This is a genomic window from Sphingomonas ginsenosidimutans (assembly GCF_002374835.1).
GTDB lineage: Bacteria > Pseudomonadota > Alphaproteobacteria > Sphingomonadales > Sphingomonadaceae > Sphingomonas > Sphingomonas ginsenosidimutans.
In genome coordinates this window covers 990,887-1,013,326 of the sequence record NZ_NWVD01000001.1, presented here as the reverse complement: position 1 = coordinate 1,013,326, position 22,440 = coordinate 990,887, and the positions used below count along the sequence as shown (strand labels likewise).

At 70.8% G+C, this 22,440-nt stretch carries 22 protein-coding genes; 10 read left to right on the top strand and 12 right to left on the bottom strand.

All coding sequences use genetic code 11. The features are described from left to right. Window positions 1–13: 13 nt before the first annotated feature. Window positions 14–451 (bottom strand): hypothetical protein, encoded by a 438-nt coding sequence (locus COA17_RS04770; RefSeq protein ID WP_096610845.1) that lies wholly within the window; start codon window positions 449–451, stop codon window positions 14–16. Window positions 452–560: 109 nt separating this feature from the next. On the opposite strand from COA17_RS04770, the gene COA17_RS04765 reads away from it, so the two are divergent. The 6 genes from COA17_RS04765 to lexA all read left to right on the top strand — a co-directional run bounded on the left by COA17_RS04765 (window position 561) and on the right by lexA (window position 5,512). Next, window positions 561–1,166: an anthranilate synthase component II gene (locus tag COA17_RS04765; protein WP_096610841.1), complete on the top strand. Its 606-nt coding sequence runs from the start codon at window positions 561–563 to the stop codon at window positions 1,164–1,166. Continuing rightward, window positions 1,163–2,158, top strand: a complete 996-nt coding sequence (gene trpD / locus COA17_RS04760; RefSeq protein WP_096610843.1) for an anthranilate phosphoribosyltransferase — start codon at window positions 1,163–1,165, stop codon at window positions 2,156–2,158. The genes COA17_RS04765 and trpD overlap by 4 nt, the downstream gene beginning before the upstream one ends. Next, a complete protein-coding gene (gene trpC, locus COA17_RS04755; protein ID WP_096610418.1) occupies window positions 2,155–2,940 on the top strand; it encodes an indole-3-glycerol phosphate synthase TrpC in 786 nt (261 codons plus the stop codon). The genes trpD and trpC overlap by 4 nt, the downstream gene beginning before the upstream one ends. Window position 2,941: 1 nt before the next feature. Continuing rightward, complete coding sequence (gene moaC / locus COA17_RS04750) at window positions 2,942–3,412, top strand: cyclic pyranopterin monophosphate synthase MoaC (protein ID WP_096610416.1); 471 nt, start codon at window positions 2,942–2,944, stop codon at window positions 3,410–3,412. A gap of 191 nt (window positions 3,413–3,603) precedes the next feature. Beyond that, window positions 3,604–4,785 carry a molybdopterin molybdotransferase MoeA gene (locus COA17_RS04745; protein ID WP_096610414.1) on the top strand — a complete coding sequence of 394 codons (1,182 nt, stop codon included), beginning with the start codon at window positions 3,604–3,606 and terminating at the stop codon, window positions 4,783–4,785. A 64-nt stretch (window positions 4,786–4,849) separates the two neighbouring features. Continuing rightward, entirely contained in the window at window positions 4,850–5,512 is a 663-nt protein-coding gene (gene lexA / locus COA17_RS04740; protein ID WP_066491149.1) for a transcriptional repressor LexA, read from the top strand. Window positions 5,513–5,754: 242 nt separating this feature from the next. Here lexA and COA17_RS04735 read toward each other — a convergent pair whose 3' ends face one another. Next, a complete protein-coding gene (locus COA17_RS04735; RefSeq protein WP_176484794.1) occupies window positions 5,755–7,974 on the bottom strand; it encodes a ComEC/Rec2 family competence protein in 2,220 nt (739 codons plus the stop codon). Window positions 7,975–8,003: 29 nt separating this feature from the next. On the opposite strand from COA17_RS04735, the gene gltX reads away from it, so the two are divergent. The 3 genes from gltX to COA17_RS04720 are packed head-to-tail and all read left to right on the top strand — an operon-like array spanning window position 8,004 to window position 10,940. Next, window positions 8,004–9,437: a glutamate--tRNA ligase gene (gene gltX / locus COA17_RS04730; protein WP_096610412.1), complete on the top strand. Its 1,434-nt coding sequence runs from the start codon at window positions 8,004–8,006 to the stop codon at window positions 9,435–9,437. 12 nt (window positions 9,438–9,449) lie between these two features. Continuing rightward, the gene (locus tag COA17_RS04725) at window positions 9,450–10,733 is read left to right on the top strand and encodes a citrate synthase (protein WP_066487804.1); all 1,284 of its coding nucleotides are present in this window, start codon (window positions 9,450–9,452) and stop codon (window positions 10,731–10,733) included. A gap of 6 nt (window positions 10,734–10,739) precedes the next feature. Next, window positions 10,740–10,940, top strand: a complete 201-nt coding sequence (locus COA17_RS04720) for a hypothetical protein (protein ID WP_066487806.1) — start codon at window positions 10,740–10,742, stop codon at window positions 10,938–10,940. A gap of 12 nt (window positions 10,941–10,952) precedes the next feature. Here COA17_RS04720 and COA17_RS04715 read toward each other — a convergent pair whose 3' ends face one another. The 3 genes from COA17_RS04715 to COA17_RS04705 are packed head-to-tail and all read right to left on the bottom strand — an operon-like array spanning window position 10,953 to window position 14,615. Next, window positions 10,953–12,311: a sensor histidine kinase gene (locus COA17_RS04715; RefSeq protein WP_096610410.1), complete on the bottom strand. Its 1,359-nt coding sequence runs from the start codon at window positions 12,309–12,311 to the stop codon at window positions 10,953–10,955. Beyond that, window positions 12,308–13,399 carry a DUF2336 domain-containing protein gene (locus COA17_RS04710; protein WP_066487811.1) on the bottom strand — a complete coding sequence of 364 codons (1,092 nt, stop codon included), beginning with the start codon at window positions 13,397–13,399 and terminating at the stop codon, window positions 12,308–12,310. Before COA17_RS04710 ends, COA17_RS04715 begins: the two co-directional genes overlap by 4 nt. A 34-nt stretch (window positions 13,400–13,433) precedes the next feature. Beyond that, window positions 13,434–14,615 carry a hypothetical protein gene (locus COA17_RS04705; RefSeq protein ID WP_066487814.1) on the bottom strand — a complete coding sequence of 394 codons (1,182 nt, stop codon included), beginning with the start codon at window positions 14,613–14,615 and terminating at the stop codon, window positions 13,434–13,436. 219 nt (window positions 14,616–14,834) lie between these two features. Between COA17_RS04705 and COA17_RS04700 the strand changes: the two genes are divergently transcribed. Next, window positions 14,835–17,027 carry a coiled-coil domain-containing protein gene (locus COA17_RS04700; RefSeq protein ID WP_245857415.1) on the top strand — a complete coding sequence of 731 codons (2,193 nt, stop codon included), beginning with the start codon at window positions 14,835–14,837 and terminating at the stop codon, window positions 17,025–17,027. 6 nt (window positions 17,028–17,033) lie between these two features. Here COA17_RS04700 and COA17_RS04695 read toward each other — a convergent pair whose 3' ends face one another. The 7 genes from COA17_RS04695 to COA17_RS04665 all read right to left on the bottom strand — a co-directional run bounded on the left by COA17_RS04695 (window position 17,034) and on the right by COA17_RS04665 (window position 22,432). Beyond that, window positions 17,034–17,939, bottom strand: coding sequence for an aspartyl protease family protein (locus tag COA17_RS04695; RefSeq protein ID WP_096610406.1), 906 nt, complete (start codon window positions 17,937–17,939; stop codon window positions 17,034–17,036). Window positions 17,940–17,978: 39 nt separating this feature from the next. Further along, a complete protein-coding gene (locus COA17_RS04690; protein ID WP_066487821.1) occupies window positions 17,979–18,188 on the bottom strand; it encodes a helix-turn-helix domain-containing protein in 210 nt (69 codons plus the stop codon). Then, a complete protein-coding gene (locus tag COA17_RS04685) occupies window positions 18,188–18,796 on the bottom strand; it encodes a DUF2975 domain-containing protein (RefSeq protein WP_141397021.1) in 609 nt (202 codons plus the stop codon). Before COA17_RS04685 ends, COA17_RS04690 begins: the two co-directional genes overlap by 1 nt. An 81-nt stretch (window positions 18,797–18,877) precedes the next feature. Beyond that, complete coding sequence (locus tag COA17_RS04680) at window positions 18,878–19,156, bottom strand: DUF1467 family protein (RefSeq protein ID WP_096610402.1); 279 nt, start codon at window positions 19,154–19,156, stop codon at window positions 18,878–18,880. Window positions 19,157–19,175: 19 nt separating this feature from the next. Further along, window positions 19,176–20,819 carry a ribonuclease J gene (locus tag COA17_RS04675; RefSeq protein ID WP_096610400.1) on the bottom strand — a complete coding sequence of 548 codons (1,644 nt, stop codon included), beginning with the start codon at window positions 20,817–20,819 and terminating at the stop codon, window positions 19,176–19,178. 87 nt (window positions 20,820–20,906) lie between these two features. Next, complete coding sequence (locus COA17_RS04670; RefSeq protein ID WP_066487845.1) at window positions 20,907–21,704, bottom strand: type III pantothenate kinase; 798 nt, start codon at window positions 21,702–21,704, stop codon at window positions 20,907–20,909. A gap of 17 nt (window positions 21,705–21,721) precedes the next feature. Continuing rightward, window positions 21,722–22,432 carry a biotin--[acetyl-CoA-carboxylase] ligase gene (locus COA17_RS04665; RefSeq protein ID WP_096610837.1) on the bottom strand — a complete coding sequence of 237 codons (711 nt, stop codon included), beginning with the start codon at window positions 22,430–22,432 and terminating at the stop codon, window positions 21,722–21,724. Window positions 22,433–22,440 lie beyond the last annotated feature (8 nt).

Sequence of the window (22,440 nt, the reverse complement as noted above, 5' to 3'; positions counted from 1 at the left end):
CTCCCGCCCGGCCTTACGGCTCGCGCCCACCCGGGATCATCGAATCATTCTTCTCCGCCGCGCGCTTTTCGGCCGCGAACGCCTGGTTCCACATCATCGAACAGCCCGTCTGCCCGCCGGTCCCGACCGGGGAGCAGCTGTCCGGCAGGCCCGCGGCGGTACGCCCGGTGCGGTCCGCCACCGCGACGCGGTTGTTCCACGCCTGGTTCTTCGCCGCCGGCTCGGCGGTGTTCCGCAACTCCTTGGGAATGCGATATTGTTCCTGCGGATTGATGCGGCTGCACACGACGATCTCGTCGCCCTCGGGCTTGGGACAGGCCTCGTTCGGCTGTAGCGTGATGCTGCGCACGCGCTGCGGCGTTCGCCCGGTCTCGCCGGCGCTGGCGGCCTGCGCCGACGCCGCGGCTGGCAGACCAAGAAGCAAGGCGACGACGACGGCCTGACGCAGCATCATATTTCTCCTGTGTTCCGACAACGTACATCGCCGCGCTTTTCTCCGCCATGAACATGACCGGCCCACGGGTGTTGCGAAGGGGCGCGCATCCGCTATGGCAGGCGCCATGATCCTGGTGATCGACAATTACGACAGCTTCACCTGGAACCTGGTCCATTACGTCATGGAACTGGGTGCCGAGGTGCGCGTGGAGCGCAACGATGCGCTGACCGTCGCGGACGCAATGGCCAGCGGCGCGCGCGGTATCCTGCTGTCGCCCGGCCCGTGCACTCCGAACGAGGCGGGGATCACGCTCGACCTGGTCGGTGCCTGCGCCGCCGCGCGGCTGCCGCTGTTCGGCGTGTGCCTGGGGCATCAGGCGATCGGCCAGCATTTCGGCGGCTCGGTGGTGCGCGGCGGGTTGATGCACGGGAAGACCAGCCCGATCGACCATGACGGCAGCGGCGTGTTCGCGGGCCTGCCCTCACCCTTCACCGCCACGCGCTACCACTCGCTGATCGTCACCGACGTGCCCGACGTGCTGGCGGTCAACGCCACCGCGGGCGACGGATCGGTGATGGGGCTGCGCCACCGCGCCCTGCCGATCCACGGGGTGCAGTTCCACCCCGAAAGCATCGCCACCGAACATGGTCATGACCTGATCGCCAATTTCCTGCGCCTGTGCGGGATGAACGTGGCGCCGCGCGGGGCGGACACGCGGGCCGCGGCGTGACCGCCGCCGCGCTGCTGCCCGATCCGTCGTCGCCGCTGTCGCGCGAAACCGCGGCGCTGGCGTTCGCCGACATCCTCGACGCGCGCACCAGCGAGGACGCGGTCGCCGATTTCCTGCTGCGGCTGGCCGAACGCGGCGAAACCAGCATCGAGATTGCGGAGGCGGCGCGCGCGATGCGCGCACGGCTGATCCCGATCGCGGCGCCCGCCGGCGCGATCGACGTGTGCGGCACCGGCGGCGACGGGCAGCATACGCTCAACGTGTCGACCGCGGTCAGCCTGGTCGTCGCCGCGTGCGGCGTGCCGGTCGCCAAGCACGGCAACCGCGCCGCCTCGTCGAAGGCGGGGGCGGCGGACACGCTGGAGATGCTTGGCCTCGACATGGACCGCGCCGGCGCGCTGGCGGAGGCGACGCTCGCCGATATCGGCATCTGCTTCCTGTTCGCGGGCAACCATCATCCCGCGATGAAGCGGATCACCCCGATCCGCCGCCGTATCGGCCGCCGCACGATCTTCAACCTGATGGGCCCGCTGTCCAATCCCGCGCACGTCACCCGCCAGCTGATCGGCATCGCGCGCCCCGATTACGCGCCGCTCTATGCCGAGGCGCTGGCGCAGCTGGGCAGCACCGCCGCGCTGGTCGTGTCGGGTGAGGAAGGGCTGGACGAAATCTCCGGCGCCGGCCCCACCCGCGTCGTCGCGGTCGGCGCGGTGACGATGGCGGCGCGGATCGTGCCCGAGGATGCCGGGGTCGCGCGCCACCCGACGCTGGCGATCCGCGGCGGAGATCCGGCCTATAACGCGGCCGCGCTGCGCCGCCTGCTGCTGGGCGAGCGCGGCGCCTATCGTGACGCGGTGCTGCTCAACGCTGCCGCCGCGCTGGTGCTGGCGGGGTGCGATGTCGCGCTGCCCGATGCCGCCGCCCGCGCGGGCGAGGCGCTCGATTCGGGCGCCGCCAACCGCCTTCTCGACCGCTGGATCGCTTATTCATGACCATCCTCGACACGATCTGCGCCACCAAGCGCGAGGAGGTGCGGGTGCGCCGCGCCGCGTCGTCGCGCGCCGGGCTGGAGGCGCTGGCCGCGGCGCAGACCCCGCCGCGCGGCTTTCGCGCCGCGCTGGATCGCACCGCCGCCACCGGGCGCCACGCACTGATCGCCGAGATCAAGAAGGCCAGCCCGTCCAAGGGGCTGATCCGCGCCGATTTCGATCCCCCCGCGCATGCCCGCGCCTATGCCGATGGCGGTGCGACCTGCCTGTCGGTGTTGACCGACGCGCCTTATTTCCAAGGGCATGAGGAATATCTGAAGGCCGCGCGCGCCGCCTGCGACCTGCCGGTGCTGCGCAAGGATTTCACCGTCGATCCGTGGCAGGCGCTGGAGGCGCGCAGCATCGGCGCCGACGCGATCCTGCTGATCGTCAGCGCTCTCGACGACGTGACGCTGGCGGAATGCGAGGCGGCGGCGATCGAACAGGGGTTGGACGTGCTGGTCGAGGTCCATGACGAAGCCGAACTGGAGCGCGCGGCGAAGCTGTCCTCGCGACTGATCGGCGTCAACAACCGCAACCTGAAGACGTTCGAGGTCGATTTCCGCCGCACCTATGCGCTGATGGCGCACGCGCCCGCCGGCTGCACCTTCGTCGCCGAAAGCGGGCTGTCGACCCGCGCCGATCTGGACGAACTGGCCGCGCACGGCGTCCACTGCTTCCTGATCGGCGAGGCGCTGATGCGGCAGGACGACGTCGCCGCCGCGACCCGCGCGATGGTCGGCTGACATGGCCGGCGCGCTCACCCATCTCGACGCCGATGGCGCCGCGCACATGGTCGATGTCGGCGACAAGGCCGTCACCCGGCGCGAGGGCGTCGCGACGGGGCGCATCGTGATGAGCGCGGCGGCGGTCGCCGCGATCCGCGCCGGCGCGGTGAAGAAGGGCGATGTGATCGCGGTCGCGCGCGTCGCCGGGATCATGGCGGCGAAGCGGACCAGCGACCTGATCCCGCTGTGCCACCCGCTGCCACTGACGAAGGTGTCGCTCGACCTGGCAATCGAGGACGACGGCGTCACCGCCACCGCGCTGGCCGCGACCGATGGCAAGACCGGCGTGGAGATGGAAGCGCTGACCGCGGTGTCGGTGGCGCTGCTGACCGTCTATGACATGGCCAAGGCGATCGACAAGGCGATGCGGATCGAGGGCATCCGCCTCCTGGAAAAGCGCGGCGGCCGCTCGGGCGACTGGCGCGCCTGACCGTCCGGCGGGTCCACCGTTCCGCACTATCGCCGATGCCGGCGCCAGCGTCGGCGGGCCGGCATCGGCGACCGCTCCGATCACCGGCGCGGCGGCGTTGGCGACCTGTTGCACCCATGCGGGGTTGATCGCCCGCGCCGCACGCCGCAAGAGCATGGCCCCAGCCATCGGCTCATCACGGCGAACCCTCCATGTCCCTCCTTCCCGTTGCAGAGGCACAGGCGCGCGTCCTGGCGCTGGGCACGCCCGTACCGGTCGAAACCGTGCCGCTCGCCGGCGCGCTCAACCGTCATGCCGCCGCCCCCGTCATCGCCACGCGGACGCAGCCGGCGGCGGACCTCTCGGCGATGGACGGCTATGCGCTGCGCTTCGCCGATCTGCCCGGCCCCTTCGCGGTCATCGGCGAAAGCGCGGCGGGCGCGCCCTTCGCCGGATCGGTCGATGCCGGACAGGCGGTGCGCATCTTCACCGGCGCGGCGCTGCCCCCCGGCACCGACACCGTGCTCGTGCAGGAGGAGGCGCGACGCGACGGCACCACGCTGTTCCTCGCTGGCGAGGGGCCGCCGCATCGCGGGCGCAACGTGCGCCGCCGCGGGCTGGATTTCGGCGAAGGCGACGTGCTGGTCGACGTCGGTGAGCGGCTGACCCCGGCGCGGCTGGCGGTGGCGGCGACCGGCGGGGTCGCACGCATCCCCGTCGCCCGCCGCGTGCGCGTCGCGCTGGCCGCGACGGGGGACGAACTGGTCGATCCCGGCACGCCCGCCCCGGACGGCGCGCTGCCCGAATCCAATCGCCTGCTGCTGCGCACCCTGCTGGCGGACATGGCGGTGGAAATCGTCGACCTCGGCATCCTGCCCGACCGGCTCGACGTGCTGACCGACGCCTTCGCGCGCGTGCAGGCCGATGTGCTGGTCACCACCGGCGGCGCGTCGGTCGGCGACCACGATCTGGTGCGCCCCGCGCTGGCGGCGGCGGGGGTGACGCTCGATTTCTGGCGGATCGCGCTGCGTCCGGGAAAGCCGATGCTGGCGGGCCGCCGCGGCGCGATGGCGGTGGTCGGACTGCCCGGCAATCCCGTCTCCGCCTTCGTCACCGCGATCCTGTTCGTCCGTCCGCTGGTCGCGCATCTGGCGCATGCGGGCGATCCCTTCCCGCGCGTCGACACCGCGATCCTCGGGGAGCCGCTCCCCGCCAATGGCGAGCGCACCGACTATCTGCGCGCCGAAACCCGCGACGGGCGCGTCTTCGCCTCCACCATCCAGGACAGTTCGATGCTGCGCACCCTCGCGCGCTCGACCTGCCTGATCGTCCGCGCGCCGCACGCCCCCGCGGCATCGGCGGGCGACTCGGCGGAAATCCTGCGGATCGCTTGACGTAGGACCGGGCACGTTCCATAAAGGTTCCCAATACGTTCGCGAGACGAAGGGAAACCGGCCGATGCTGACGCGCAAACAGCACGAACTGATCTGCTTCATTCAGGATCGCCTGAGCGAAAGCGGCGTCTCGCCGTCGTTCGAGGAGATGAAGGAGGCGCTGGAGCTGAAGAGCAAGTCCGGCGTCCACCGACTCATCAGCGCGCTGGAGGAACGCGGCTATCTGCGCCGGCTTCCCAACCGCGCCCGCGCGCTGGAAGTGCTCAAGACGCCCGAGCGTCCCGATACGAAGCGCACCCCCGCGCCCGCGCCATCGCGCCGCGCCGCGCCCGAACCCGCCAATGACGTGATCGAGATCCCGCTTCACGGCCGCATCGCCGCCGGCGTCCCGATCGAGGCGTTCGAGGGGTCGACCAGCCTGCCGGTCCCCGCCGCGCTGCTGGGCGCGGGCGAGCATTTCGCGCTGGAGGTCGCCGGCGATTCGATGGTTGAGGCGGGCATCCTCGACGGCGACTATGCGCTGATCCGCCGGCAGGAGGTCGCCCGTGACGGCGAGATCGTCGTCGCGCTGATCGAGGATAGCGAGGCGACGCTGAAATATTTCCGCCGGGAAGGCGCGATGATCCGCCTCGATCCCGCCAACCGCTCCTACGACCCGCAACGCTACGCCCCGGCGCAGGTGCGCGTACAGGGCAAGCTCGCCGGCATCCTGCGCCGCTACGACTGACCGGGCCGGCGCGGGCGGCGCACACCGCCCGCGCCCATGGCCGTCATGCCGGACCCGTTCCGGCATCCATCGCGCCACATACGTGGCCGATCGCGCCTCGATCGACTCCTGCCATCCTGCCGTGGTCCCGACTATGTCCGGCCCCGCAAAGATCCAAGACCATCCGTACCCCCGCGTCCGGCGTGACATACACGCGCCGCATCGACGCCCGCCTTACCGCAAACCGCCCCGCGACACCGCATCTACCGGTCGCGACTCGTCCCCGTCCGCCCGTCATCGCGGTCGCGACCGCGCTTTTCCGCGCCAAAAAGACCCCTTTTACCGCGCGCGACTCGCTTCTCGCCGCCGCGATCGCTGCTCCGCACCCATGGATGCGCATCGCCGCTCCTGCGCACGCTCACCGCTTTTCGCTGCGCCAGCGTCACCGCGACGCCCCCCGTCCGTGCCAATGTCGCGCGATCCAGCGTCACCCACCGCGCCCGGCACCCCCTCGGCAACCGCCGATCGCTGACGACGATGTCCGCCTGCCGGCATAGCGGCACCAGCGCCGCCACCGGCACGAAATACGCGCTGCGCGTCGCCAGCACGCGCCATGTCCCCCGCTCCAGCCAGCACAGGTCGCGGTTGCACCGCGCGCCAGCCGAGTGCGACAGCAGCGCCGGTTCGTCGTCCAGCCCCGCCCCCTCCGCCAGCGTATCGCGCACATAGTCTCCGGCACGATCGCGCAGGATCGCCACCGTTCCGTCCTCGCCACGCCATGCCAGATGCCGCCCGTCCCCCGTGACGATCAGGTCCGGCGGCGGCGTCGCCAGCGCCCATCCCGCCCCGATGGCGACCGGGATCAGTCCCGCCAGCCGCCAGCGCGTCCGCCACAGCGCCACCCACAGCCCGCCCGCGGCCATCAGCCCGAACGCCCCCGCGGGCATCCCCGGGATCGCCGCCACCGCCCCCGGCGCCGCGGCGACGGTCCGCGCGATCCACAACAACAGCGCCAGCCCCAGATGCGCGACCCACCATGCCGGCGCCCCCAGCCCCACCGCGTCGAGCGCCAACGCGATCGCCTCGGCCGGCATCACCACAAACGTCGTCAAGGGGATAGCGACGATATTGGCCGCGGCGCCGTAAGCGCCGGCCTTGTGGAAATGGAATGCCGCGATCGGCATCAGCGCCGCTTCCACAACCAGCCCGGTCAGCAGCAACGACGCCAGCCCCCGCCCCCATTGCGCCACCCACGCCTCGTCTCGCGGCGCGAACCAGCCGCGGACGTGCGGGATTTCGTGCAGCGCGACGATCGCGGTCACCGCCGCGAACGACAGCTGGAAACTCGGGCTCACTACCGCTTCCGGCCACGCGAGCAGCACCACCAGCGCCCCCACCGCGACCAGCCGCAGCGTCACCGCCTCGCGCCCCAGCGCCAGCGCCGCCAGCACCATCAGCGCCGCGACGCAGCTGCGGATCGTCGGCACCTGCGCGCCCGTCAGCCAGGTATAGCCGATCGCCGCCGCCGCCCCCGCCGCCCCCGCGAACAACGGCACCCGCCCCGTCAGCGCCAGCCGCGGCCACAGCGCCAGCAGCCGCATCACCAGCGCCATGACGATCCCGACAGCCGCGGTGATGTGCAGCCCGCTGACCGACAGGAGATGCGCCAGCCCCGCCCGTCGCATCGCCTCCGCATCGTCGTCGCTGATCGCGCCGGTGTCGCCGGTGGCCAGCGCGGCCGCGATGCCTCCTTCGCTTCCCGGCAGGCGCCGCAGGATATGCGCGGTCAGTGTCGCGCGGATGCCGTCGCCGTCGCGCGCCGGCGCCGCCACCGTCACCGCGACAAAGCCGCGCCCGGTCGCCCCCAGCCGGTCGAACCACGCCACCCGCGCAAAGTCATAGGCGCCCGGCACCGCGGGCGGCGCGGGCGGCATCATCCGCGCGCGCACCGCGATCCGCGCGCCGACGCCCAGCCCATGCGGTACCGCCGCCTCGTCTAGGTTGACGCGCACCCGCACCGGTGCGGGATCGGGCACCGGATCCCATCGCACATCGTCCAGCGTCACGCGCACCAGCCCGCGCGCCGGCAATGCCTCGACCCGCGCCACCGTACCGCCGACCGTCGCGATCGTCGCGCGCGTCAGCACCGGCGCCGCCACCCGCTCCGCCCGCCACCACGTCAGCGCCAGCCCGGCGGCGACCAGCACCGCCGCGATCGCCAGCGCCGCCCCGGCGCGCCCGCCCCGCCCGATCGCCGTCGCGATCGCCGCGACGCCCGTCGCCGTCAGCAGCGCCGCACTCCACGCGCGCGGGTCGGGCAGCACGAACCACGCCGCCGCCCCCGCGCCCAGCATCACCGGAATCCACAGCGCCAGCTGGTCGCGCTCGCGTTCCAGCCACCGTTCGATCGCGGCCGGCGCGCGCGCCGCAATTTGTCGCGCGCCGAATGTCTTGCTAGGGGCGTGCGCGGCTGAACTGGCCATCTGAATTTCCAGCCTGGGAGCAAGCGCGCTTGAGCGCAACCGATAATCCTGACGCGACGCCCGCGACCCCTGTCGTCACCCGCTTCGCCCCGTCACCCACCGGCTTCCTCCATATCGGGGGCGCGCGCACGGCGCTGTTCAACCTGCTGTTCGCGCGGCACCACGGCGGCACCTTCCGCCTGCGGATCGAGGATACCGACCGCGCGCGGTCGAGCCAGCCGGCGATCGACGCGATCCTCGACGGGATGCGCTGGCTCGGCCTCGATTGGGATGGCGAGGAGGTGTACCAGTTCGCCCGCGCCGATCGCCATGCCGCGGTCGCGCAAGAGATGGTCGCCGCCGGCCACGCCTATCGCTGCTACCTGACGCCCGAGGAACTGGACGCGATGCGCGCCGAGGCGCAGGCGGCGAAGAAGCCGCTGCGCATCCGTTCGCCCTGGCGCGAGCGGACCGACTGGCCCGCCGACAAGCCCTATGTCATCCGCCTGCGCGCGCCCACCGAGGGCGCGACGACGATCGACGATCGCGTCCAGGGTGAGGTGACGGTACAGAATGCCGAGCTGGACGACCTGGTCCTGCTGCGGGCCGACGGCACGCCGACGTACATGCTGGCGGTGGTGGTCGACGATCACGACATGGGGGTGACGCACGTCATCCGCGGCGACGATCACCTCAACAACGCCTTCCGCCAGCTGCCGATCTATCGCGCGATGGGCTGGGCGGAGCCGGTCTATGCGCACATCCCGCTGATCCATGGCGCGGACGGGGCGAAGCTGTCGAAGCGGCACGGTGCGGTCGGGATCGAGGCCTACCGCGACGAGATGGGCATCCTTCCCGAGGCACTCGACAATTACCTGCTACGGCTCGGCTGGGGGCATGGCGATGACGAGATCATCAGCCGCCCCGATGCGATTCGCTGGTTTGATCTGGCCGGCGTCGGCAAGTCGCCCAGCCGCTTCGACCTGAAGAAGCTGGAGAACCTCAACGGCCATTATATCCGCGCCACCGACGATGCGCGGCTGGCGGATTTGGTCGCCGCGAAACTGTCGCTCGATCATGACGATACCCGACGTTCGACGCTGCTGGCGGCGATGCCCGCGCTGAAGCCGCGCGCCGCGAACGTCAACGAACTGGCCGACGGTACCGCCTTTCTGTTCGCCACACGCCCGCTGGGGATCGACGAGGCCGCCCGGCCGTTGCTGGACGGGGACGCGCCGGCGCTGCTGACGCACCTGCACAGCGCGCTTGACGCGGTGCACAACTGGGATACGGAGAGCACCGAAGCCGCGGTGCGGCAGGTGGCCGAAACGGCGGGCGTCAAGCTCGGTCAGGTCGCCCAGCCGCTTCGCGTCGCCCTCACCGGACGCAAGACGTCGCCGGGCATCTTCGACGTACTCGTCCTTCTGGGGCGGGAGGAAAGCCTGGCGCGGATCGCCGACCAAATGACCCCACACGGGGCGTGACAGGAGAAGACCATGACCGAAGCCGCCAAGCTGACTCTGTCCGGCCAGGATCACGACTATCCGGTGCTGTCCGGCTCGGTCGGCCCCGACGTGGTCGATATCCGCAAGCTGTATGGCCAGACCGGGGCGTTCACCTATGACCCCGGCTTCACCTCCACCGCATCGTGCCAGTCGAAGCTGACCTATATCGACGGCGACGAAGGCGTGCTGCTGCACCGCGGCTATCCGATCGGCGAGTTGGCCGAACAGTCCAGCTTCATGGAAGTGTGCTACCTGCTGCTGAACGGTGAGCTGCCGACCGCGGACGAGCTGGAGAAGTTCAGCTGGACGATCAGCCGCCACACGATGGTGCACGAACAGCTGGCGCAGTTCTTCCGCGGTTTCCGCCGCGATGCGCATCCGATGGCGATCATGTGCGGCGTCGTCGGCGCGCTCTCCGCTTTCTACCATGATTCGACCGACATCCACGATCCACAGCAGCGCATGATCGCCTCGCACCGGCTGATCGCGAAGATGCCGACGATTGCGGCGATGGCGTACAAGTACAGCGTCGGGCAGCCGTTCCTGTATCCGGACAATTCGCTCAGCTACACCGGCAACTTCCTGCGCATGACCTTCGGCGTGCCGGCGGAGCAATATGAGGTGAACCCGGCGGTCGAAAAGGCGATGGACCGCATCTTCATCCTCCACGCCGACCACGAACAGAATGCGTCGACCTCGACCGTGCGTCTGGCCGGGTCGTCGGGCGCCAATCCGTTCGCGTGCATCGCGGCGGGCATCGCCTGCCTGTGGGGCCCGGCGCATGGCGGCGCCAACGAGGCGGCGCTCAACATGCTGCACGAAATCGGCACGCCGGAGCGCATCCCCGAATTCATCGCCCGTGCGAAGGACAAGAACGATCCGTTCCGCCTGATGGGCTTCGGCCACCGCGTCTACAAGAATTACGATCCGCGCGCGACCGTGATGCAGAAGACGGTGCGCGAGGTGTTCGCCGCGCTGAACGTGCAGGATCCGCTGTTCGAAACCGCGCTGCGGCTGGAGGAAATCGCGCTCAGCGACGATTATTTCGTCGAGAAGAAGCTGTTCCCGAACGTCGATTTCTATTCGGGCGTCATCCTGTCGGCGATCGGTTTCCCGACCAGCATGTTCACCGTGCTGTTCGCCCTTGCCCGCACCGTCGGCTGGGTCGCGCAGTGGAACGAGATGATCACCGATCCCGACCAGAAGATCGGCCGTCCGCGCCAGCTGTACACCGGCCCGACGCAGCGCGCCTACGTTCCCGTCGGCCAGCGTTGATCTGACGTGCGCCGCCTCCGGCCGATCCTGCTCGCGGTGGGGGTCATGCTGACGCTCACCGGGCTGCTGTGGATCGGCCAGGGGCTGGGATACGTCCACTGGCCGGAATCGAGCTTCATGCTCGATCAGCGCCGCTGGGCGAACTATGGCAGCATCGTCGCCGCGTTTGGCCTGCTGCTGGTGCTGGCGGGGCGGCGCCTGCGCTGATCGCGGTCGGCGCTACCGCGCCGGCAGCGTCAGGATGAACCTCGCCCCCGTGCCCGGCGCGCTGTCGACGGTTAGGTCGCCGCCCATCGCCCGCGCCAGCCGCCGCGCGATGTACAGGCCCAGCCCGCTGCCGCCCGGTTCCGACGTGTCGACCCGTTCGAACTTGGCGAAGATGCGTTCCTGATCCGCGGGCGCGATGCCCTTGCCCTGGTCGGCGACGATCACCACCGCGCGGTCGCCCTCGCGCTGCAACCGCAGCCATATGGTCGATCCGGGCGGCGAGTAGCGCACGGCATTGCCAATTAAATTGACCATGATCTGCAACGCGCGGCGGAACTCCCCCAGCGCGGGCAGCGGCCGGTCGCAGTCGGAGCGGTCGATCGTCACCTGCCCGTCGCTGGCGCGCACCGCCAACAGCCCGGCGGCGCGGCGCGCGATATCCGCCAGATCGACGATTTCGCGCTCCACCGCGAAATCGTCGCGCTCGATCGCCTCCAGATCGACCAGATCGTCGACCAGCCCCAGCAGGTGCCGCCCCGCGCTGGCGATATCGGCGGCGTAATCGGCATAATGCGGGTCCAGCGCGCCGTCGGCGGCCAGATGGATGCTGTCGGCATTGGCGATGATCCGCCCCAGCGGCCCGCGCAATATCTGCTCCAGCCGCGCGTTGAAGGCGACCGTCAGCCCGGCCGGCTCGGCCGCCGGCGCATCGGCAGTGACCGGCGGATCGGCGACGAAGGTGCCCCCGACGAACCCGGCGAAGCCGCCCGCCGCATCCAGCCGCACGCTGCCCGCCAGCATCACCGGCGCGCCGGTCGCGCGGATCGTCGCGGACTGGTGATCGAAATCGGCGCGTGCGCTCATCGCCTCCAGCAGCGGCATCGCGCCTTCGTCGTCGGGTTCCAGCGCGAACAGGCGGGTCAGCGCCGCGCCCTGCATCGCGACCGCATCGAAGCCGGCGCGCGCACCCGCTTCGGGGGCCAGCCGCGTCAGGCGGAGTTCGGCATCGACCTCCCATGTCCAGTCGGCGCCCGGCGGCGGCGGCACCTCGGCCAGCGTCACCGCCGCGGCCGGCGCCTGCCATGCGGGGCGCTGGCGGACCAGCGAGATCGCCAGCGCCACGCCGTCCTCGCGCGGGGTCGCCTTCACCCAGCAGTCGATATCCGCCTCGGCATCGGCGATCGTCACCGCACGCGCCACGATGATTCGCAGCCGCCGCGCCAGCCGCACGATCGTCGCGAACTGCGGCACCGCCAGCGGCGCACCGATGCGCCCCCCGGCCCGCGTGTTGATCGCGGCGAAGCCGGCGTCCGCCTCAACCAGCCGGTCGGTGCGATCGACGCTGGCGGACAGGATCGACGGCACGCTCACGACACGCGCGTCCGCGCCAGCGTGCGCAGCGCCGCGCGATAGTCGCGCGGCATCGCCAGCGGCGCGACCACCAGCGCCGCGGTATCGGGCGCGAGCGCCGCCACCGGGTCGAGCGCATCGGCCAGCCGCTCGGCATCACGCGCCGCATCGGCTTCGCACAGCAGCCAGCCGATCCGCGCCATATCGTCGCGCGCGAATGCCAGCGCGCGCATCGCCAGCCACAGCCGGTCGCTGTCGCCGTCCAGCATCAGCGCGCGCGCATCTGCTGGCTCCACCGCCAGCGCGCGCGCCAGCAGCGCGGAAAACAGGATCGCGCGCCCCTCGACCAGCGCCTCCAGCAGCAGCCGCGGCATGTCCGCGGGCGTGGCGTCGATCGCACCGGCCAGCTGCGCCGCCACCGCCTCGACACGCTCGCCCTCGTCATAGGCGGCGATGCTGCGCTGCGTCGCCTCCACCAGCGCGCGATCGATCGCGCCGTCAGCCTGCACCGCGCCCAGCCGTTCGCGCAACGCCGCCGCGATCCACCATGCCAGCCGATAGTATAGCTCGCCCGGGAGTTCGGCACGCCGCTCCGCCGCGGGCAGCCGGCGGCGCCCGTCCGCAACCAGATAGGCGACCGCGCGCGTCCGCACGACGCCGTCGCCGCTTTCCGCCAGGCGCCCCAGCAGCGCGGCAGTGGTGCCGGGCATCCGGTTGGCGATCAGCGCCGCGTCGATCAGGTCGATGCGCGCCTGTGCGATGATTTCGCCCATCACGTCCGAATCGCGCAGCACGCCCGCCTCGATCAGCCGGTCGAGCGTCATCGTGCGATTGGCGGTCAGGATCCCGGCCACCTCGTCCAGCCCGCGTGCGATGAGCAGCCGGGCGGCATGGCCCGCGATCTCGCGTTCCAGCGCGGTCACGGTCGCCTCGGTCATGCGCAGGATCGCGATACGCGTCCGCTCGTCCAGGCGGTGGCGTTCGGGCAGGAAGATGTCGGCCATCGCCGTTGCCAGCCGCTCGTCCGCGCGCCGATCGGCCGCCGCGACATAGGCCGCGACGGTATCGGGGTCGTCGTGACCGCCCGCGGAAAAAGGCTTTGCCGACATACGCCTGCTGTAGCCGGGCTTCGTTAACTAGCCGCTAAGCCTGTCGCCGCAGCGCCTCGACCGCCGCGACCAGCGTCGCCCCGCCGTACAGCGCGACCAGCGCCAGCCCCAGCGTCGGCCAGCCCGCGACCGCGAACAGCGCCAGGATCGCCAGATAGGCCGGCGCCGTGCCCCACCAGCCGCGCCGCTGCACCGCGCCCGCCGCGCGCTCCGCCACGCCGCCCGCGACCGTGGCGCCCAGCGCCAGCAGCCGCGCGGTGGTGGTCGCCGCCTGCGCATCGACGACATGCCCCAGCAGCAGCACCGCCACCGCGGGCATCGCCAGGATCGCGATGCGCATCGCGCGCAGGTGATGTTCTTCGTCACGGAACAGTGCCACCGCGCCGGCGATCTCCGCCACCAGCACCGCGATCAGCACCGCCGCCAGCCCGATCGCGGGCCAGCCGAACGCCAGCGTCGCGATGCCCAGCGTCGCCGCGCCCGCCGCGGTGCCGACAATCGCGCCCGTGCCGATCCCGCGCCGCGCGATCGGCGGGATCGCCAGCCGGGCGAGCGGCCGCAGCACGATCCGGTCGAACCAGCCGGGCCGCACCGCCATCGACGCGGAGAGTACCGCGCGCCCGCGCTCCTCCAGCGCGGCGGCGCGGCGTTCGATGCCGTGCCCCAGCTCCATATCGTCCAGCCGCAGCGACACGTGCCGCGCGCCGGCCTGTTCGGCGGCATGGAGCAAGGTGGATTGCAGGTCGTAATCCTCCGGCAGCCGCGCGGCATCGGCCAGCCGGCGCGCGTCGATCCGCGCCACGCCCGCCCAGGCCTCGCCCCCGCCGACCCGCTCGAACGCCGGCGACGCCTGTGTTCCCGGCACCGTCAGCAGCGCGTCGCCGCCCTCCCCGGCCAGCGCGTGGATCACGCCCTCGGTCGTCACCAGCCCGTCGGCGACCATCACGATCCGCGCCAGCGGGTGCAGCCGCGCCAGCGCCTCCGCGGCGGTGCGCACCGTGTCCACCGCGACGCCGCGACGCCCGATCCGCGCCAGCGCACCGACCAGTTCCGGGGTCAGCCGCTGGACCACCACCACGATCTGCGCGGCGTCGGACGCGATCAGCAGCCGCGCCTGATATTCGATCAGCGTCGCCGCCGCGAACGGCAGCGTCGCCGCAAGGATTCCGGGACGATCCTCTGCCTCATGGGTCGCGAACAATAGGCCTGCCAGCATGGCCCGGCTGTTAGGGCGTGGACCGGAAACCGGCAATGGTGATCGCCCGATGCGACCGATGGAGCATGTCATGATGCCGAAACGGCTTCCCGGATCGGGTAAAGCTGTTAAACCCGGACCATGAACGGGGGGCCGTCGATCATCGAATTCCGCGCAACGGACAGCGACACGCCATCGCCGGGCCGCGACCTGCAACCCTTTGACGAGGCGCCCTTGCCCGTGAGCGACCACGCCGATCCGGCCGAAACCGCCGAACCGTCCCGGCGCGGTGCCATCCTGGGATGGGCCGCGGTCGTCGTCGCGCTGGCGTGGGTGGGTGCGATCGTCTGGCTGGCGCGCGATTCGCTCGCGTCGATGCCGCCGCTGGCGCTGGCGCAGTTCGGCGCGACGCTCGCCACCGTGCCCGCGCTGGCCGGGATCGTCTGGCTCGCCGCGCTGCGCACCAGCCGGACCGAGGCGCAGCGGTTCGGCGCGACCGCGCGGCAGATGCGTGCCGAGGCGGCTGCGCTGGGCGACACCGTGACGGCACTGGGCCATGCGATCGAGGAACGGCGCGTCGCGCTGGCCGAACAGGTGCGGCTGCTGACCGCGCTGGGCGATGCCGCGACCGCGCGGCTCGCCTCGATCGGTCGCGGCCTGTCGGAAGAGATCGACCAGGCCGACGTCCATGCCCGCGCGCTCGCCCATGCCGCCGACGCGGCGCAGGCGCAGCTGACCACCCTGCTGTCGGCGCTGCCGCGCGCCGCGCAGGAAACGCGCACGCTGACCGACAGCATCGACCAGGCCGGTGTCGTCGCCAGCGAACATACCGCCGGACTGGACGCGCAGGTCGCCGCGCTGATCGCGCGCAGCCGCGATGCCGAGACGATCGCGGGCGGCGCCGCGGAAAAGCTCGCCGCCTATATGCAGCGGATGGAGACGACCAGCGAGACCGCTGGCGCGCGGCTGGAAACCGTCACGTCCGACGCCGCCGCCGCGGTCGACGCGCTGCTGGATCGCACCGCCAGCGCGATCGACCAGTCGCGCAAAGGGCTGTCGGCGCAGGGCGACGCGCTGCTCGCGATGGTCGCCGCCAACCAGACCGCGCTCGATCAGTCGGCGCGCGAAAGCGCCGAGGCGCTGGCCGAGCGGATCGGTCTGATCGAGATCGTGATCGAGCGGATCGCCGGCCGGCTCGACGCGCAGCAGATCACCGGCCGCCAGATCTTCGATTCGCTGGAACAGGGCGTCGCGCGCGCCGAAACGCGGTTCGAGGCGCTCCATGCCACCGGGACCGAACGGAGCCAGCAACTCGCCGCGACCGTCAGCGCGCTGCAGGCGACCGCCGAGGCGCTGTCGGTGGCGATGGACGCGGGCAACCAGTCCGCCGAGCGCACGATCGCCACCACCGAGCATCTGCTCGTCGCGCTCGACGCCGCCGCGCGCGAGATGGACGAGACGATGCCGGAGGCGATCGCCCGCCTCGAAGCGCGCGTCGCCTCGACCAAGCAGGTGATCGTTGCCGCCAAGCCCGAATTGCTCGCGCTGGTGACCGCCGCCGAAAGCACGCATGACGCGATCGAGGCGGTGGCGCAGGTCGTCGCCGAGCAGCGCAAGACGGTGGAGACGCTGACCGTCAAGCTCAACGACGTGCTCGACAAGGGCCGCGGTCAGGCCGGGCTGATCGCCGACGCGGTCGAACAGGCCGCGCGCCGCGCCGACGATCTGACCGAGGAGGCCGCGCCGCGGCTGCTCGAGGCGTTGCTGCGCGTGCGCGAAACCGCCGCGACCGCTGCCGATCATGCGCGCGACGCCCTGGCGCGCGTCATCCCGGAAGCTGCCGTGGCGCTCGAAAGCGCCGGCGTCGCCGCGCTCAGCCGCGCGGTCGACAGCGGCGTCGCGCAGCAGGTGGAACAGGTCGCGCAGGTCGCCGAGGCCGCCGTCGCCGCCACCGCGCGTGCCGGCGAGCGGCTGCAACATCAGCTCACCGGGATCGAGGCGACGATCGCGCTGGTCGACCAGCGGCTGGAGGAGGCGCGCGCCGCCAGCGAGGAGGCCGACCGCGACAGCTTCGCGCGCCGTGCCTCGCTGCTGATCGAATCGCTCAACTCCGCGTCGATCGACCTTACCCGCACCTTCGCTCCGGAAATCTCCGACAGCGCCTGGGCCGCCTATCTGAAGGGCGACCGCGGCGTCTTCACCCGCCGCGCGGTGCGGCTGCTGGACGGCAGCGAACAGCGCGATGTCGCGCGGCTGTACGATGACGACCCGTCGTTCCGCGAGCAGGTCAACCGCTACATCCACGATTTCGAGGCGATGCTGCGCACCATCCTGGCGCAACGCGACGGCTCGCCGCTGGGCGTGACGCTGCTGTCGTCGGACATGGGCAAGCTCTACGTCGCGCTGGCACAGGCGATCGAACGGCTGCGCTGACGGCGGTCACCGGGGCCGGACTGCCCCGGCGCCCGCACAACGAGAGCGGTCGAACCAGAACCGCCGGGCTTCGTGATCGTAGACCAGTCGCTGGCCCATCATCGCGTTGATGCCCAGGATCATCGCCGGTTCCTCCCCGATCCCGAAGCTCCGGAACACCGACAGATCGGCAACCCGCACCGTCAGGTCGCGCACCGTGCGGCCGGCGAAGGCCACCGCCGCGACCTTGCCCTCGCGTGTGTCGGTCGCTTCGCCGGCTGCGCCGTACAGCGTCTCTCCGCGTCCCAAGCCGCCGCGATCGATACGTGCGGCACGGGCAAAGGCCGTATTGATCTGCGTGCCCCGCGATCCCGTATCCAGCACGGCGATCCCCGCCGCGCCGTTGATCGTGACGGGCAGCGTCAGCTGCGTTCCCTCCGCGACCGTTCCAGCCCGGATCATCACCGCCTGGGGCGTCAGGATGCGGCGCATCGCCACCGGCTTCGGCAACAACGATACGGTGCGGCAGGGGAAGTCGAAGATCGCGATCGCGCCATCCATCAGGTCGTTGCCCGTCACCCCAGCGGCAATCTCCGCGTCCTTGCGATCCGGCAGGCCGGTGACGTCGACATCGCGGATCGTGCGGCCGTCGACCGCGATACTGTCCAACCGATAGGTCGGCATCATCGCCGCGCCGGTCATCCCCTCGACACGGATCGGCGTGCCGGATTTCAGCCCCTGCTGCCGGGCGAACCACTCATAGACGTGCGAACCGTCCGCTCCGGTGTCGAGGATGAACGGAACGGTGCCCTTGCCGTTGACGAACGCGGGGACGACCAGATGGCCATTCCCGGCCGGGGTCAGCGGCACGGACGAGCCCGCCGGAGCGGCGAACAACAGGCATGAGGCGGCAATCGCCGAAAACGGACGCATCGTCTTTCTCCATCCTTGTGTGAAGGGGTAGTCGCCCGGTCAGCTGTCGGGCAGATATTCCAGAAGGTCGCCGGGCTGGCAGTCGAGATGCCGGCAGATCGCCTCCAGCGTCTCGAAGCGCAGCCCCTTCACCTTGCCCGATTTGAACAGCGACAGATTGGCCTCGGTCGCGCCGATCGCCTGCGCCAGTTCCTTCGATCGCATCTTGCGCTTGGCGAGCATGACGTCGAGCCGGACGACGATCGCCATCAGAAGAACCCGGCCCGGTCACGCTCGATCTCCGCCCCGAATGCGATGACGTCGACGAACGCGAACAGCAGGATGCCGAGGATCGCCGCATCGAGCTGCCGCCATTCCAGCTTGACGGCGACCGGACTCATCCCCGCAGCATACAAGGCGGCATGGGTGACGAGCGGAACGAGCGCATAGGCGATCAGCGCCCAGGCGATCCGACGCATCCATATTTGATGGTCGGCGCTGAAGATCAGCCGCCGGGCATACAGGCGGAACAGCCTGACCAGACTGGCCAGGATCACCAGCCCGGGGATCAGGCGAAGGGTCAGCAGCCCCGCCGCCAGGGTCGATTGCCAGACCGCATAGCGTGAAATGGTCACGAAGCCGGCCGGTGCGGCACCGCCGTCGTCACGCGTAACGATGAACGCGAAGCCGCCGTTGAGCATCCCGGCATGGTCGCCGACCCGGAACAGCAACAGCGCGACCTGAAGCACCGCGGTTGCCGCCATGGTGACGATCACCGCGCAGGCGACGGCGAAGAAAAGCCGCCCCCGGCGCATGAGGATGTCGGCGGGCACAGCGGTGTCACCATCGCCCGCCGCCCGATTATGCCGTCGAATCATGCTGCCTCCGTCCGGCAGCATTACCATGAATTATCGTAAATCGATAATTATTTTCGGTTGCCAGTAAGTGGCGCCGCCGCCCTACTCCACCGCGTTCGCCGGATCAGCAAAGTCGAGCATCCCCGCCGTCACCCAGCCGAATTCGTAATTCGCGACGAACAGCGCGAACAGCAACGTCGCGACGATCGTGGTGCGCACCACGACCTTCTTCAGCGAGAATTCGTGCGGCGCGCTCTCGGCGGTGCCGGGGACATGCTCGCCCCCCGCCTCCGCCGTGGTGCGCACGCCGAACGGCAGCACCAGGAAGACGGAGAACGCCCAGAACAGGATGTAGATCGCCAGCAGCGACGTCCAGCGCATGATCGCCGCCCCGCCCGCGTCAGACCTGGACGATCACGACGTCGACCACCGGCTTCTTCCCGGTCCAGCGCGTCGCGACGCGGCGCACCGCCAGCCGCACGTCCTCGCGCAGGCGATCGCGGTCACGCACGCGGCCCTCCATCGCCTCGGTCGCGGCCTCGACCGCCTCGGCCATGAACGGCTCGCGCTCCTCCTCGACCGGGATGCCCTGGAAGCGGACCTCCGGGATGCCGCCGGCGCGGCCGTTCCGGTCCACCGCGATCCCGACCGAGATCGTGCCGTTCACCGCGATACGGCGGCGATCGTTGATCGTCCCGCCATCGGCCGGCAGGATCACGTCGCCGTCCAGTACCAGCCGCCCGACCGGCACGTCGCCGATCTTCTTCGGCCCATCGGGCGCCAGCCGCACCATGTCGCCGTTGGTCTGGACATGGACCGCGCCGATCCCCTGCGACAGGCCGAAGCGGGCATGTTCCATCAGGTGGCGCATCTCGCCATGCACGGGCACCAGCGTCTTCGGGCGCAGCCATTCGTACATCTTGGCCAGTTCCGGACGGCCGGGGTGGCCGGAAACATGGACGTGCGCCTGCCGCTCGGTCACCATCTCCACGCCCTTGGCGGCCAGCTGGTTCTGAATGCGCCCGACCGCCACTTCGTTGCCCGGGATCTGGCGCGCGGAGAAGATCACCATGTCGCCCTGATCGACCGAGATCTGGTGCGATCCGTCCGCGATCCGCGCCAGCGCCGCGCGCGGCTCGCCCTGGCCGCCCGTCGCCACGATCAGCACGCGGTTGCGCGGCAGCCGCATCGCGGCATTGACGTCGATCGTGTCGGGAAAGTCCTTGAGGTAACCGGTCGCCTTGGCGACGCGGATGATCCGATCAAGCGACCGCCCGGTGACGCACAGCTTGCGCCCCGTCTCCTGCGCCACCTTGCCCAGCGTCGACAGCCGCGCGGCGTTGGACGCGAAGGTGGTCACCACGACCCGCCCGCGCGCCCGCGCAACGCTTTCCGCCAGCCCCTTGCGCACGCTCGCCTCGCTGCCCGACGGCTCGGTGTTGAAGGCGTTGGTCGAATCGCACACCAGCACGTCGATGCCGCGCTTGCCGATCGCGGTCAGTTCCTCTGGCGTGGAAGGCTTGCCGATCACCGGCGTCGCATCCAGCTTCCAGTCGCCGGTGTGGAACACGCGGCCCGCCTTGGTCTCGATCAGCAGCGCGTTCGCTTCCGGGATCGAGTGCGACAGCGGCACCATCTCGACGCGGAACGGCCCGACGCTGAACGGCTCGCGCGCATGGACCATGCGGATCTTGACGCGATCCTCGATCCGTTCCTCCTCCAGCTTGCCGCGGACCAGCCCGGCGGTGAAGGGCGTGGCGTAGATCGGCACGCCCAGATCCTCGGCCAGATACGGCAGCGCGCCGATATGATCCTCATGCCCGTGGGTCAGGACGATGCCGACCAGATCGGACAGGCGCTCCTCGATGAAGCGCAGGTCGGGCAGGATCACGTCGATCCCGGGATAATGCGCATCGGCGAAGGTCACGCCGCAATCGACCATCAGCCATTTGCCGGCATGGCCGTAGAGAATGACGTTCATGCCGATTTCGCCGGATCCACCGAGCGCGCAGAAAAGAAGTTCGTTGGTCTTGGGGGTGGTCATTCGAATCCTTCGGTCATCGTCCGGGCGAGGCGGCGGCGCGGGGCCGCGGCGTCAATGTCGTCGCTACGGGACGGGAAAAAATACAGTTCACGCGGCAATATGGACCCGTTCCCACATGATCGCCAGACCTTGGATGGTCAGGTCGGGTTCAATCGCATCGAAGACGTCGGTGTGGCGTTCGAACAACGTGGCCAGCCCGCCGGTCGCGACCACCTTCACCGGGCGCCCCACCTCCTGCTTCATCCGCGCCACCAGCCCCTCGATCATCGCGATATAGCCCCAGTAGATGCCGATGTTCATCTGGTCGACGGTGTTCCGCCCGATCACGCTGACCGGTCCCACCGGCGCCTCGATCGCGATGCGCGGCAGCTTGGCGGCCGCATTGACCAGCGCGTCGAGCGACAGGTTGATGCCCGGCGCGATGATCCCGCCCTTGTACGCGCCGGTATAGTCCGAATGGTCCACGGTGGTGGCGGTGCCGAAATCGATGACGATCAGGTCGCCGGGGTGCAGCGCATGCGCCGCGATCGTGTTGACCGCGCGGTCCGCGCCCAGGTTCTGCGGCTCGTCCACATCCAGCGCCAGCCCCCATTCCAGCGGCGCGCGACCCGCGACCAGCGCGTCGGTGCGGAAATATTTGGACGCCAGCACCTGCAGGTTGTGGAGCGCCCGCGGAACGACGGTGGAGATCACCACCGCCTCCACATCGTCGCGGCTGAACCCTTCCAGCGCCAGCAGCTGGCTCAGCCACACCGCATATTCGTCGGCGGTGCGGCGCGGATCGGTGGCGATCCGCCAGCGCGCCTTGATCTCGCGCCCGCCGGCGCCGGTGGCGACCAGCGCGAACACGATATTGGTGTTGCCGGCATCGACCGCGAGCAGCATCGCCTCTCCCCTTCGCTTTATACCAGGAACACGTCGCCAGCGTGAATGACACGCCGTTCGCCGTCGGCCAAGCGCAGTGTCAGCGCGCCCTGTGCGTCCAGCCCGTCGAACGCGCCCTCCACCGCCTCGCCATCGGGCAGGCGAGCGACCAGCGGCGCGCCCGGCGGGTGCGCGCGCTCGCTCCAGCGCGCGACGACCGGCGCCAGCCCGTCGCGCCGCCACCACGCCAGCCACGCCGCGAACAGCTCCGCGAGCCGGTCGAGCAGCACGGTCGCATCGGTCGCCGAGCCCTGCGCCGCCAGACTGGTCGCCTCACGATCGGGCAGGTCGGGGTGATGCGCCACGTTCACGCCCACGCCGATCACCACCCAGTCGCCGGAGCGCTCCAGCAGGATTCCCGACAACTTCGCCTGCCCCAGCAGCAGATCGTTGGGCCATTTCAGCGCCAGCCGCCGCGCCCGCTCCGCCGGCACGGCGCCGCGGACCGCCTCCTCCACCGCCACCGCCGCGACCAGCGCGAGCGTGGGGGGCGGCGGATCGCCCGGCGCGACGCGCACCAGCGTGCTGGCGTAGAGATTGCCGACGGGCGACTGCCACGCCCGCCCCTGCCGCCCACGCCCCTGCGTCTGGCGTTCGGCGCGCAGCCACAGCCCCTCTTCGCCGCCGCCGTCGCGCGCGATCGCCAGCAGGTCGGCGTTGGTCGACCCCGTCTGCGCGACGGTGACGATACGGGGCA

What these genes read in the sequence shown, in the direction of transcription:
- COA17_RS04680 (WP_096610402.1), bottom strand. Translation starts at nt 19,156, where the DNA reads ATGCGCTGGACGTCGCTGCTGGCGATCTACATCCTGTTCTGGGCGTTC.
- COA17_RS04690 (WP_066487821.1), bottom strand. Translation starts at nt 18,188, where the DNA reads ATGGCGATCGTCGTCCGGCTCGACGTCATGCTCGCCAAGCGCAAGATG.
- COA17_RS04745 (WP_096610414.1), top strand. Translation starts at nt 3,604, where the DNA reads ATGTCCCTCCTTCCCGTTGCAGAGGCACAGGCGCGCGTCCTGGCGCTG.
- lexA (WP_066491149.1), top strand. Translation starts at nt 4,850, where the DNA reads ATGCTGACGCGCAAACAGCACGAACTGATCTGCTTCATTCAGGATCGC.
- COA17_RS04770 (WP_096610845.1), bottom strand. Translation starts at nt 451, where the DNA reads ATGCTGCGTCAGGCCGTCGTCGTCGCCTTGCTTCTTGGTCTGCCAGCC.
- COA17_RS04710 (WP_066487811.1), bottom strand. Translation starts at nt 13,399, where the DNA reads ATGTCGGCAAAGCCTTTTTCCGCGGGCGGTCACGACGACCCCGATACC.
- COA17_RS04695 (WP_096610406.1), bottom strand. Translation starts at nt 17,939, where the DNA reads ATGCGTCCGTTTTCGGCGATTGCCGCCTCATGCCTGTTGTTCGCCGCT.
- COA17_RS04735 (WP_176484794.1), bottom strand. Translation starts at nt 7,974, where the DNA reads ATGGCCAGTTCAGCCGCGCACGCCCCTAGCAAGACATTCGGCGCGCGA.
- trpC (WP_096610418.1), top strand. Translation starts at nt 2,155, where the DNA reads ATGACCATCCTCGACACGATCTGCGCCACCAAGCGCGAGGAGGTGCGG.
- COA17_RS04685 (WP_141397021.1), bottom strand. Translation starts at nt 18,796, where the DNA reads ATGATTCGACGGCATAATCGGGCGGCGGGCGATGGTGACACCGCTGTG.
- COA17_RS04705 (WP_066487814.1), bottom strand. Translation starts at nt 14,615, where the DNA reads ATGCTGGCAGGCCTATTGTTCGCGACCCATGAGGCAGAGGATCGTCCC.
- COA17_RS04670 (WP_066487845.1), bottom strand. Translation starts at nt 21,704, where the DNA reads ATGCTGCTCGCGGTCGATGCCGGCAACACCAATATCGTGTTCGCGCTG.
- moaC (WP_096610416.1), top strand. Translation starts at nt 2,942, where the DNA reads ATGGCCGGCGCGCTCACCCATCTCGACGCCGATGGCGCCGCGCACATG.
- COA17_RS04765 (WP_096610841.1), top strand. Translation starts at nt 561, where the DNA reads ATGATCCTGGTGATCGACAATTACGACAGCTTCACCTGGAACCTGGTC.
- COA17_RS04725 (WP_066487804.1), top strand. Translation starts at nt 9,450, where the DNA reads ATGACCGAAGCCGCCAAGCTGACTCTGTCCGGCCAGGATCACGACTAT.
- COA17_RS04675 (WP_096610400.1), bottom strand. Translation starts at nt 20,819, where the DNA reads ATGACCACCCCCAAGACCAACGAACTTCTTTTCTGCGCGCTCGGTGGA.